Annotated in this window: 7 protein-coding genes and 1 pseudogene; 2 read left to right on the plus strand and 6 right to left on the minus strand. The window is 39.8% G+C overall.

The features are described from left to right. The 4 genes and pseudogenes from CK510_RS17745 to CK510_RS17760 form a co-directional block, all read right to left on the minus strand. A pseudogene (locus CK510_RS17745) lies at positions 1–1,391 on the minus strand (glycine dehydrogenase); the annotation flags it as partial. Positions 1,392–1,920: 529 nt separating this feature from the next. Then, complete coding sequence (gene gcvH / locus CK510_RS17750; RefSeq protein WP_095722970.1) at positions 1,921–2,310, minus strand: glycine cleavage system protein GcvH; 390 nt, start codon at positions 2,308–2,310, stop codon at positions 1,921–1,923. Positions 2,311–2,423: 113 nt separating this feature from the next. Further along, on the minus strand, positions 2,424–3,557 hold the full coding sequence (gene gcvT / locus CK510_RS17755) for a glycine cleavage system aminomethyltransferase GcvT (RefSeq protein ID WP_095722971.1): 1,134 nt from the start codon (positions 3,555–3,557) through the stop codon (positions 2,424–2,426). Between the two features lie 784 nt (positions 3,558–4,341). Beyond that, positions 4,342–5,550 (minus strand): hypothetical protein, encoded by a 1,209-nt coding sequence (locus CK510_RS17760; protein WP_095722972.1) that lies wholly within the window; start codon positions 5,548–5,550, stop codon positions 4,342–4,344. Between the two features lie 170 nt (positions 5,551–5,720). On the opposite strand from CK510_RS17760, the gene CK510_RS17765 reads away from it, so the two are divergent. Next, positions 5,721–7,286 carry a cryptochrome/photolyase family protein gene (locus CK510_RS17765; protein ID WP_095722973.1) on the plus strand — a complete coding sequence of 522 codons (1,566 nt, stop codon included), beginning with the start codon at positions 5,721–5,723 and terminating at the stop codon, positions 7,284–7,286. A 145-nt stretch (positions 7,287–7,431) separates the two neighbouring features. Further along, a complete protein-coding gene (locus CK510_RS17770) occupies positions 7,432–7,680 on the plus strand; it encodes a peptidoglycan-binding domain-containing protein (protein ID WP_095722974.1) in 249 nt (82 codons plus the stop codon). Between the two features lie 40 nt (positions 7,681–7,720). Here CK510_RS17770 and CK510_RS33525 read toward each other — a convergent pair whose 3' ends face one another. Next, positions 7,721–8,098, minus strand: a complete 378-nt coding sequence (locus CK510_RS33525) for a response regulator (protein WP_373695814.1) — start codon at positions 8,096–8,098, stop codon at positions 7,721–7,723. Further along, a complete protein-coding gene (locus CK510_RS17780; protein WP_095722976.1) occupies positions 8,098–11,652 on the minus strand; it encodes a response regulator in 3,555 nt (1,184 codons plus the stop codon). The genes CK510_RS33525 and CK510_RS17780 overlap by 1 nt, the downstream gene beginning before the upstream one ends. Positions 11,653–11,815 lie beyond the last annotated feature (163 nt).

An 11,815-nucleotide genomic window follows, 5' to 3' on the forward strand; every position in this document is an offset into this window, starting at 1 on the left:
GGGGCAGAGGGGGGGAGGAGGAAAGAAGGGGCAAATATTTCGAGTAAGTCGATTAAATCGGCTTCCGTGGTGGTTTCATCGAGGGAAATTCCCACAGCAGCATCATCGAATATTCGCAGGTTGATTTTTTTGGCTTCGCAAGCTTGGAGAATCTCTTCTAAATTTTTGCTTCCTAATTCGACTTTGATGGTGTCAAAGAAGTCATCTGAAGCAACTTTGTAACCTAATTCCTTTAATTGTTGTGCGATCGCAACAGTTTTTTGATGGATATCCTCAGCAATCTGCTTCAACCCTGCGGCACCATGATATACAGCATACATCCCCGCAATCACAGCGAGTAGAACCTGTGCTGTACATATATTACTGGTGGCTTTGTCCCGACGGATATGTTGCTCGCGGGTTTGCAATGCTAACCGTAACGCTCTGTTCCCACGGACATCTTTAGATACACCGACGATACGACCAGGTATTTGCCGTTTGTATTCTTCCTTGGTAGCAAAATATGCTGCATGAGGACCACCATAACCCAGGGGAACGCCGAAACGCTGGGTACTACCAACCACGATATCCGCACCAAATTCACCTGGAGGTGTCAACAAGCACAAACTCAGAAGGTCGGCGGCGACTGTGACTAATGCACCAGTTGTATGTGCCTTGGTAATAAATTCTTTGTAGTCGTAAACTGTACCGTCGCTGGCTGGGTATTGGAGAGTTGCACCAAAAATACCTTGAGAAAAATCGAAGTTGCGATGGTCGCCAATAATGATTTCAATTCCCAATGGTCTGGCACGTGTCTGTAACACGTCGATTGTTTGGGGATGGCAATCTTGGGACACAAAGTAGGCATTTGCTTTGTTTTTGCAAACACCGTAACTCAGACTCATGGCTTCTGCTGCTGCGGTTCCTTCGTCGAGGAGCGATGCATTGGCTATTTCTAACCCGGTGAGGTCAATTACCATTGTTTGGAAGTTTAGTAGAGCTTCCAGTCGTCCTTGGGCAATTTCTGGTTGGTAGGGGGTGTAAGCGGTGTACCAACCGGGGTTTTCTAGGATGTTTCGGAGAATTACCGTTGGGGTGATGCAGTTGGAGTATCCCATACCAATGAAGGAACGGTAAACCTGATTTTGGGAGGCAATTTGTTTGAGTTGAGCTAGTGCTGTGTACTCAGTTTGGGCTTCCGCAAGGTTGAGGGAACCGGATAAACGGATATTTTCGGGGACAGTGCGATCGATTAGTTCGTCAACGCTGGAAATTCCCATGATTTCCAACATTTTTCGTAGTTGACTTTCGGATACTCCGATGTGTCTTTGTTGGAAGTTACCTAGTTTTTGACTACTTTCACTTTTGGTCTGCTGTTGGCTTGATTTTGGCACAGGTGCAGAAATTACCACTAATTCTTCTCCAGATGGTACTACATACTACTTAATATTTTGCAACAAGTATATTGGGAAGGTTGGATTTTTGACGAGGTTTATGGAAATTTTATGATTTTTTTCCGGGAGTGGGAGAATATGGATTTGTGTCGGGCAGAGTCGCAGAGGCGCGGAGAATAAAAGTAAGAGGGTATTTTATTTTCTCTGCGTCTTCCGTGTCTTGGCGGTTAAAAAAATGAACTTTGCGAACCTTAACTGAAGTATATTGCACTAAGAGTATTCCAAGTAAAAAAATACCCAATTGTCATTACGAATACAGCCATAGCGGAGTGAAGTAATCGTATAGTCTCCAAGTCCTTGCGTTCGCGGAGCGTGTCCGCTTCGGACTTATGCTACCCTGCGGGAACGCTAAGAGCGTAGCTAGCTTCTCCGCTTCGGAGTACGCAATGACGGGTTTTGGATCATTTATTTGTTGGAACACTCTAAATTCAACAAAAATTACATCAAGAACTATATAATTAAGGGCGCGAATATTGCGCCCCTATGATTAATTTCCTTCGACTTGGAGACTATATTCTTCTGCTGTCATTGCGTCTTCGATTTCGCTGGAGTCGTCAATACGGACTTTTAATAACCAAGCTTCTCCGTATGGGTCATCTGCGACTTGTTCGGGTGCGTCAATCATGGCATCATTACGTTCGAGAATAATACCTGTGACGGGGGATTTGAGGTCTTCGACGGCTTTGACTGATTCAATTGTGCCGAAATTTTCCCCTTTGCTGACGATTTCTCCAACGTCAGGTAATTCCAGAAACACAATATCACCTAATTGGTCTACGGCAAATGCGGTAATGCCGATGGTGGCAATATCTCCTTTTAAACGAACATACTCGTGGGTATCTAGATATTTCAAATCTTCAGGATATTCAAAACCCATATCACTAACCTCTATAAAATCACAAAATTTTTCAGTCAGGAGTCAATAGTCAGTTGTCAGCACTTACTAAAATCAGCCCAGAACAAATTATTCCCTAAAATTCGGCAAAATTGCTAATTTGTCAAACGAGATTTTGAACGATAGAAGGGACGTTTGACTACTACGGTTGGATAGGTTTTGCCACGAATCTCCACTTCTAGCTGTTGTCCTATGGTTGCTAACTCAGTGGGAACATATGCTAATGCGATCGCATAACCTAGTGTTGGTGATGTTGTCCCACTGGTTATTTCCCCAATTATTTTACCTGCTGCTAGAACTGGATAACCATGACGGGCTATGTTACGTCCTTGCATTTGTAATCCAACCAAACGACGCTTTACTCCTGTGGCTTTTTGAAGAGTGAGGATTTCTCGTCCAATAAATTCCCCTTTGTCGAGGTGAACTAACCAACCTAATCCAGCTTCGAGGGGTGTGGTGGTTTCATCAATGTCCTGTCCGTACAGTGCCATTGCGGCTTCTAGACGTAGGGTATCCCTAGCACCAAGACCCACCGGAATTACACCTGCTGTCATCAACTTCTGCCACAATTCTACACCTGTGTCGGGGTCAACCATGATTTCAAACCCATCTTCACCTGTGTAACCTGTCCTGGCTAAAAATGCGGGCTTTCCGAGGATGTTTGCTTCGAGATGTCCAAATGCTTTAATTGGGGTTAAGTCTGTTTCTAGGAATTTTTGCAGTTTTTCCACGGCTTTTGGTCCCTGGAGGGCAATCAGGACTTTTTCGGTTGATAAGTCTTGGAATTTGATTTCATTGGTATCTAAATGTGCTATTAACCAGGCTTTATCTTTAGCACAGGTGGCAGCGTTAACAATTAGTACACCTTTTTGTTCGTCAGTGTTGGTTTCGCCTTGGTAGTAAAAAATTATATCGTCAATAATTCCACCTTGGGGATTGAGTAAAACACTATACTGAGCTTGACCTGGTTGGAGACGACTCAAGTCTGATGGTACAAGCTTTTGCAGTTGGGATACTAAATTTTTACCCTGGAGTGTAAATTTACCCATGTGGGATATATCGAACATGCCTGCATTATTTCTAACTGCTTCGTGTTCACTGGTGATACCACTAAATTGTACTGGCATATCCCAACCTCCAAAGCTAGTAAATCTGGCTTTGAGTTTTTGGATTAGGGGGTATAGGGGAGTACGGGCAAGGGTTTCGGTATTTTCGGGATGGTTAGCCACGGATATTACTACTGTGTTAGTTCAATCACTTTATATCGTATGGGAAGACGAGGGAAAAATTGCGATCGCGTTCCCGCAGGGTAGCGAATCAGCAATTCTCATTTTAAGGTTTCATGACATTAAAACCCTTGCATCAAGCAGGGTTTATAATTCTTAACGAATATAGGGATCGCTGAAACGGCGCAATTAGGACTTACGCATTGACAGAAAAATCAAAATAGCGGCAAGGAGAAAAACTGTATTGTGTAATAGCCGGAAGTGCTGTATACATAAATTTGTGGTTGATTAAATTAGATAGTATGTTTATTGGCTGTTGAGTAAAAACGGCACGTCAGGAAAAAAAGATATCTTGAAAGCGCCTGAAATAGTCATTAAACTCAATGCCAACAGGCTTTACGTGCCAATTATACTTAGTAGCGTTTATTGAACTTCTCTTGACTTATAGTCAAGAGATTCCTGCTTCACGGACAACAGCATCAAGCAGTTTTTAAATTAAATTTATATATATCCATGTAACAATATTCTATTTACTTAAGTTATTTTTTGTTTATTTTCAGTATAAATACATGGATTGATTTAGATTTTTTGACATTTTACCAGTCAAAGAAAAAATTCCGAAACAAGCCATAACATGACATCAAAAGATACTGTTAAAACATCTTTTTAGCCTACCCGAAAGGCTTATGCATTAACTTGCTAAGTTACCCTTCGGGAAGCTAAAACTACGTAAAAACAAGCTACAGAATTACAATTTACGGTGTTTATGCAAAACTTGGAATGTTCCCTATTTTTTCACCAAAATATATGCATTTGCATATTCAGGTAACTGATTCACAAAACGTTGAAAGTCCTGTCTATTTTTGAAAATTCCTGACAGGAAATCGAGTTGATATAAGCTCGGTAAAAATGCACCACCAGTATCGGCAATTGTTCCCATTCGGAGACGTTTATTTTTGCCTTGACCTGATTCCAAAACCACCATTCTACCTAAGCCAATATTTAAGACATCTCCAGCAAATGTGACACCCGGTTTTATTGATATTTTGGCATCAATTTTGTAACCGTAACCTTTGATGGCATCAACTTTTCTAAAATACCAGTAACGCTTTTGATTACGTGGATTTACTCCTTTGATAAATGGTATTTCGTTACTTCTATCAACATTAAAATAACCGCTTGTGCCGTCAGGAAAGTTAATTAATATGGTTCCTTCCATTAAGGCTTCTTCTAAACCTTGTCTGGTAAGGTAAGCAAGCGGTTCAACCTTTCCGTGTTCTTTTCCTCCAGGTTCGTAAATACCCGATAAAACATCTTGTTTGCTGTATTTTGTGTAAAATTTATTGGCTGCTAAATCATCTTTGAGGCTATATATGGGAATAGTATAACTTGAGGTTTTAGTGCGGGAACCTGGATGAGTAAAAACTGCATATTTAGTTAATCTAACTTGTTTTTGAGCAGGCTTTTTCGGATTATTTGCAGTCCATTTAATCACGCGGAAATTTTGGTTGATGAAAGTTGAGTCTTGCAAGCGAGTTGGTCTTTTTTGAGCTATATCTTCCCGCAACACTGTAATCATAAAATCCAGGGTTGCTATTGTATCATCAACAGTGATACCTTGCGTACTAAGCAATCCTGGACGCAATACCTCTGGATCAGCTTCAGCATGTTCTTGGAAATATTGACGGGTATTAACTAGAGTCGTTAATAAATCAGTTTGATTAAAATTAACTTTTGTGTTGGGTAGATTCCCTGCACTCAGAACTTGCTTACCTTGAACCGTATATCTAAATTTTTTTGCCTCGTCAATTACCTGATAAGAATCAGAAGCTTGTGCTATTCTTTGAGAAGATATCAGCGAAGCCTGCGGCTGGGAAAGAGTTATTGGAGTGAGGGATTGGGTTTTTGTTTGAAGAGGCAAGGAACAGGCAGCTAAATTTATTAGTACCGCAGCACTAGTAAATAAGTAAAATTTTTGACTCAATTGAATACGCATAAATTGTACAATGAACTTCTACTGATAAATGATAGGGTCATTTGGTGATTATGCAACAGTAGCGCTCTATAAAAGACAAGACGCGATCGCGATATATATGTTTCCCGTAGACGGGATAGTAGATGGTTTCCCGTAGAGGGGATAATAGATATCATCGTGGAAGATAAATAATGACTATTGGTGTTTGGATATTAGGGAACCAACTTTCAACTACACAAGCAGCACTTGTTTCGTGCGGAACTGACAAAATACCCGTTATTCTAATCGAATCTCTTAATCATGTCCAAGTTCGTCCTTATCACAAGCAAAAACTTGTCCTAATTTGGTCAGCGATGCGTCACTTTGCGGAGGAGTTGCGGGAAAAAGGATACAAGGTGACTTATGAAATTACTGATGATTTTGCTGTACCTCTGGAAGCATGGATAAAAGCAAATAAGATTACCGAAATGCGGGTAATGATACCTGCCGATCGACCATTTATGCAGCTAATTAAAGATATGGAGAGACAATATTTCCCATCTTTAGAATGCAAGATTAATCTTGTTCCTAATAATCATTTTTTATGGACAACAGAAGCATTTAAAAGTTGGGCACAGGGTCGAAAAAGTCTTTTGATGGAGTATTTTTATAGGGAAGGAAGACGAAAATTTCAGATTTTAATGGCAGGGGATAAACCTGTTGGGGGAGAATGGAATTATGACAAAGAAAACCGTCAACGTCCAAAGGGTAAATTAAATACACCTGGTGCAAAATGGTTTGAACCTAATGAGATTACTCAAGAAGTTATAAAACATGTTAATTCTCTTAATATTTCAACATTTGGAAAGTTAAATGATAAATCAAATAAATTCTATTGGGGTGTAAATCGTAGTCAAGCACTGGAAGTTTTGGATTGGTTTATTCATGTGCGACTTGCTGGTTTTGGTCCCTATCAAGATGCAATGATAATGGGGGAAGAAACCATGTGGCATTCGATGATTTCTCCTTATTTGAATATTGGCTTATTACATCCTTTGGAGGTTGTAGAAGCTGCGGAAAAAGCTTACCGAGAAGAGCAAATTCCCCTCAATAGTGGGGAGGGATTCATTCGTCAGGTTCTGGGTTGGCGGGAATATATGTATGGGTTATATCATTATGTAAGTGAAGATTATTCACAAAACAATTACTTTAATCACAAGCAACCTTTACCGGAATTTTTCTGGACTGGTGAAACTAAGATGAATTGCTTACATCAAGTGATTTCTCAGTTACTAAATACTGGTTATGTACATCATATTCAAAGGTTGATGATATTGAGTAATTTTGCCCTGATTACTGGTTTGTCACCACAGGAAGTAGAGAGTTGGTTCCACAGTGCTTTTATTGATGGGTATGACTGGGTAATGCAAACTAATGTGATTGGGATGGGACTTTTTGCTGATGGGGGAATTTTGGGTTCAAAACCTTATGCTGCGTCGGCAAATTATATTAATAAGATGAGTAATTATTGTAAAGGATGTTCATATAACTATAAAGCCCGAACGGGGGATAATGCTTGTCCGTTCAATTTCTTTTATTGGGATTTTCTTGATCGTCATCGGGAAAAGTTAGCAACGCAAGGAAGGATGAGCTTTATTTTGAATAATTTGGATAAAATGCCTGTTGAGGAGTTGGAAGCTATTCGGAAGTTAGCAGGAGATTGGTTATTTCTGAATATGGATTTGTCTCACGCAGAGTCGCAGAGTCGCAGAGAATAAGAGGAGAAGAGAATAGGAGTAGAAGAGTTTTAAAGACGTGGCTGGATTTGGTAATGTTAACTAAGAATTACGTTTCCTCACAAGTTTCTCAAGTTATTGATTTATAACCGAAAGTACAAGAATTCACAGCGATGGAAATATAGTGATGCTTACCACTGCAATTAATGTAATGCCAACTTTAAGTATTCATTCTCAAGGAGATGCTGTTATGTTACTCCAAAAAATGCTGCTGTACTTTGGTTATCTGACGTGCGATCGCATCACTGGTTATTATGGTTCAATCACAGATATGGCGGTAAGAAATTTTCAAACTGACCAAGGTTTGGTAAGTGATGGTGTTGTTAACGATGAAACCTGGCAAAGTTTAATTGCTAAGTTACCTATACCTTGTTGATTAGGTTATTTTACATTCTTCTCTGCGTGAGATAAATTAATTAAATGTGCCAATTTAAGGCTTCAGCGATTTGATTCGCTAATGTCAACGGATCGAAGGGTTTTGCGATCGCAGTTTTTATTCCCAATTCAGCATAGCGATCGCGATCGTTTGCTTGGATTTTGGCTGTTAATAGGATGACGGGGATATTTTGGGTTGCGGGATTTGCCTGAAGTTTGCCAAAGGTGGTAATTCCATCCATGTCAGGCATCATCACATCAAGTAGAATTGCGTCAGGTTGTTCTGTTTCGGCTTTACTAATTCCTTCACTACCTGAACCTGCGGTGATTACTTGCCAACAAGCTACGGTTTCTAAGCAGATTTTGGCAACTTCTTGGATATATTCTTCGTTATCAATTACTAATATTCGCTTGGTCATTATTTTTCAATCTCATTCCCATTCAGTAATGTCACCAGTAATTCTGCTATTTTAGGGTCATCCTCAACAATCAATACTCGCGATGGTTTACTTGATTGAGTTAGTAGTTGTTGTAGTAGTTGAAATAGGGAATTTTCTTCGACGGGTTGGCAAACCCAATCAACAAATGGGTTGGTGGATTGGTTTCTTGCTTCTGTTGTCCCCACGCTACAAAGAATCATGGGAATATTGGATTTATCTGAAGGTTTTTTTAAAATTGCCGTGACTTCCCAACCTTTTAGATTGGGAACCAGCAGATCAAGTAAAACTACCTCTGGATTTTGGTTGTTTGCGTAAACCGTCGTAGACATCGCATTATCGAAGTTGCTACGCAATGTGTTCCCATCTTCTCCAGAATTGATGGTAATGACACGATAACCCTGCTGTTCGAGTATTGCTTTTAACTGAGTGCGGATAGTTGGGTTATCTTCACACACTAAGACGCTGGTATGTTTCTGAGTACTGGGGCTTTTTAATTCAGAGATTTCTACTGATTTGAATAGAGATAAAGCGAAATAAAATTTACTACCTTGATTAAGGGTACTTTCCACCCAAATCCGTCCGTTATGTTGTTGGATGATACTTTTACAAATTGCTAAACCTAAACCTGTGCCATCCTGTCTGCGGGAATCTGAAGCATCAACTTGTTGAAAGCGCTCAAAAATGGTTTCAAGTTTGTCTTCGGGGATACCACGTCCAGTATCTTTGACTGAAAATATCACTTCTTCCCCTTGTGGTTGTGCTTCCAGAACAACTGTATCGCCAGGTTTGGAGAATTTAATTGCGTTACTAATTAAGTTGGTGAGGGTTTGGACAATGCGATCGCTATCAGCCCATATTTGCCCGGAACTGCTGTCTACTGATAATATAATCCCGGCTCGATCTGCGAGTGATTGCATAATTTTAATGGCTTCGGTGAGCAAATCAGCAACATTACAGCTTTGTTTTTCCATTCTCACTTTACCCGATTCGATCCGCTCGATATCAAGGATGTCGTTAATCAGTCGAACTAAGCGATCGCTACTATCAGTGGCAATTTGTAACAGACGTTTGCCTTGTTCAGATTCCGCTTTGATTAAACCACTTGTTAACATCCCCAGGGAACCATGAATTGATGTGAGGGGGGTACGAAGTTCGTGACTGACGACGGAAATAAATTCATCTTTCATGCACTCGATTTCCTTTCTTTCACTGATGTCCTGTAGGTAAACTGTATAAATTATTTCTTCACCTAGATTTAATTTTGAGATGGAAGCTTCTGCTGGAAATTCTGTACCATCCTTCCGCTTTCCATAAATCTCACGACGTTCCCCCATCCTCCTTGTTTGTATTTGAGATGTGCTAAATTCATCTACGTGTTGGCGATGTGCTTGGGTAAAGCGGAGGGGTATTAATAGATTTAATGGTCTTCCTAATACTTCTGATGCTGCAAATCCAAATATTTTTTCGGCACCACGATTAAATAGGGTGATACGCTGGTTGCTATCAATGGAGATAATCCCATCATCAGCAATTTCCACAATTCCAGCTAGCCTTGCTTGGGAATTTTCTAATGCTGCTTGGATGCGTTGGTGTTCTTGATTTGACTCAGTATTCTGCTTCACCTGCTGGGTTTGTGCCATGCGTCGAACTAATTTCATCCGCTCCCAACGATTGATAATGCGGGTGACAAGTTCGGGACCAACAAAGGGTTTACTGACGAAATCATCAGCACCAACGCTAAATACTTGATTGATGATGTCTGCATCGTTATGAACGGTTAAAAATAGGATGGGTAATTCGCTCCACTGGGAATCTTTGCGTACTACTTGGCAAAGTTCTATACCGTTGAATCCGGGCATTTCCACATCTAAAATGAGTATATCTGGTTGAACTGATTCTAGAGTTTCCCAAAATTTTTCTGGTTCAGCGAGGGTTTTTACGGTTAATCCCCAAGGGGTGAGTAAATTTTGCAACAATGCTAATATTTGCGGGTCATCGTCCACAGCCAGTACTTTGACTTGTGTTGGGTCTGATTGTTGTAATACTTGGGTCACTGCTGAGAGTGCTTTTGCGGGTGCTATTGGTTTTTGTAAAAAAGTATTGCCACCACTACGAGCTATTTGCAAACGACTACTGAGATTATTTTGTTCAGTGACAACTAATACAGGAACAGGGGGCTTGCGATCGCGAAATTCTGCCAGTAATTTTAAGCTGTCTTCCTCATCGGCGGAAATACTAGGGTCAAGTAGTACAATACTGGGATGCTCTTGATATAGTTTATTTCTGGCTGTGGCAATACTGGTGGCAATTATTACCTTTAAATCCCAGATTGCTGATTCTTGAATTAGCTGTTCGGCAAAGGTGGAATCTTGAGTAACCACAAGAAGTAAAGTGCGATCGTCTGAAGAAGTATTGGGAATATCTTGATTTTCTTGTAGGGAAGGTTCAATTTCTTGTTGTAAATTTTTAACTAAAGTCGAAAGCTTTCTAATATCATTTTTATCTAAATTTTTCTCTTTTTTGAGAATATTTTCAATTTTACGGGCAATTTTGGAACCTTCCCCAAAACCAAAAGTACCAAGAGAACCTGCAAGTGTATGCGCTTCTCTTTTTGCTTGCAAATACAAATCTGAATTTACTTCTAATTCTAAGTCTAATTTTAAATCTAAACCTAAATCTAAACCTAAATCTTTTTGACTTAATACTACAGATATTTGTTCTAAAACACTTACTTGATTGATTACTCTACCTTTAAATTTCTGCCAAATTTGATTAATAACTGAAAGAGTTTGTTGAGATTTTGATTCAGATTCAGAGATAGAATTAGCAGAACTTCCTACTATTTCCTGACAATCTTGCTCTTGTAATTTAAGACGATAACCAATGCCATATACAGTTTCTATTAAACTCCCAGAAGCTCCAGCAGCTTTTAATTTCTGACGCAATCCTTTAATATGGGTACGAACAGCTTCCTCTCCAGGAATATCTTCATAAGACCAAAGATGTTCTAAAATCATGCCACAACTAAATACCCGACGACTATTTCGCAAAAAAAGCTCTAATAGTCCATATTCTTTTGGGGTTAGTGATAATAGTTGTGTCCCATAGTGTACCTGACAGCTGGTGGGATCGAGCCTTAATTTACCCCATTCTAAGATGGGTTGCACAGCTAAACTGCCACGACGTAGTAAAGCTCGCACACGAGCTAGTAATTCTTCTTGATCGAACGGTTTTACTAAATAATCATCTGCTCCAGCATCAAGTCCAATTGCTTTATCGTGGCTACTATCTTTACCTGTTAACAAGAGGATGGGCATTGAAAAATTGCGATTGCGGATTTGCCGACATAAGCTAATCCCATCTAGCTTGGGCAACATGACATCTAGTAATAACAAATCATACTCAAAATTTTCAATTAATTCCCAAGCTGATTGACCATCTCTTGCAAATTCAACTACATAATTCTGATTGGTGAGGACAGATGCAACTGCCTCTGCAACTAATTCGTCATCTTCTACAATTAATATTTTCATTTTTAATATTTTTCCTAATATCAATTCCGTAATACCAATTCTTTGTGAAGCTGCACATTATTTCGATTCCTCTCAACCTCCCCTTACTTTACGCACTTCGCGTTCCCGAAGGGTAGGGGAGGTGCCACAGGCGGTGGGGTTATTTTATGCATCTTCATATTAA

The organism is Brunnivagina elsteri CCALA 953 (assembly GCF_002289455.1).
In the GTDB taxonomy this organism is placed as follows: domain Bacteria; phylum Cyanobacteriota; class Cyanobacteriia; order Cyanobacteriales; family Nostocaceae; genus Brunnivagina; species Brunnivagina elsteri.

Coding starts and splice junctions, on each gene's coding strand:
- gcvH (WP_095722970.1), bottom strand. CDS start 2,310: ATGGGTTTTGAATATCCTGAAGATTTGAAATATCTAGATACCCACGAG.
- CK510_RS17760 (WP_095722972.1), bottom strand. CDS start 5,550: ATGCGTATTCAATTGAGTCAAAAATTTTACTTATTTACTAGTGCTGCG.
- CK510_RS17765 (WP_095722973.1), top strand. CDS start 5,721: ATGACTATTGGTGTTTGGATATTAGGGAACCAACTTTCAACTACACAA.
- CK510_RS17770 (WP_095722974.1), top strand. CDS start 7,432: ATGCTTACCACTGCAATTAATGTAATGCCAACTTTAAGTATTCATTCT.
- CK510_RS33525 (WP_373695814.1), bottom strand. CDS start 8,098: ATGACCAAGCGAATATTAGTAATTGATAACGAAGAATATATCCAAGAA.
- CK510_RS17780 (WP_095722976.1), bottom strand. CDS start 11,652: ATGAAAATATTAATTGTAGAAGATGACGAATTAGTTGCAGAGGCAGTT.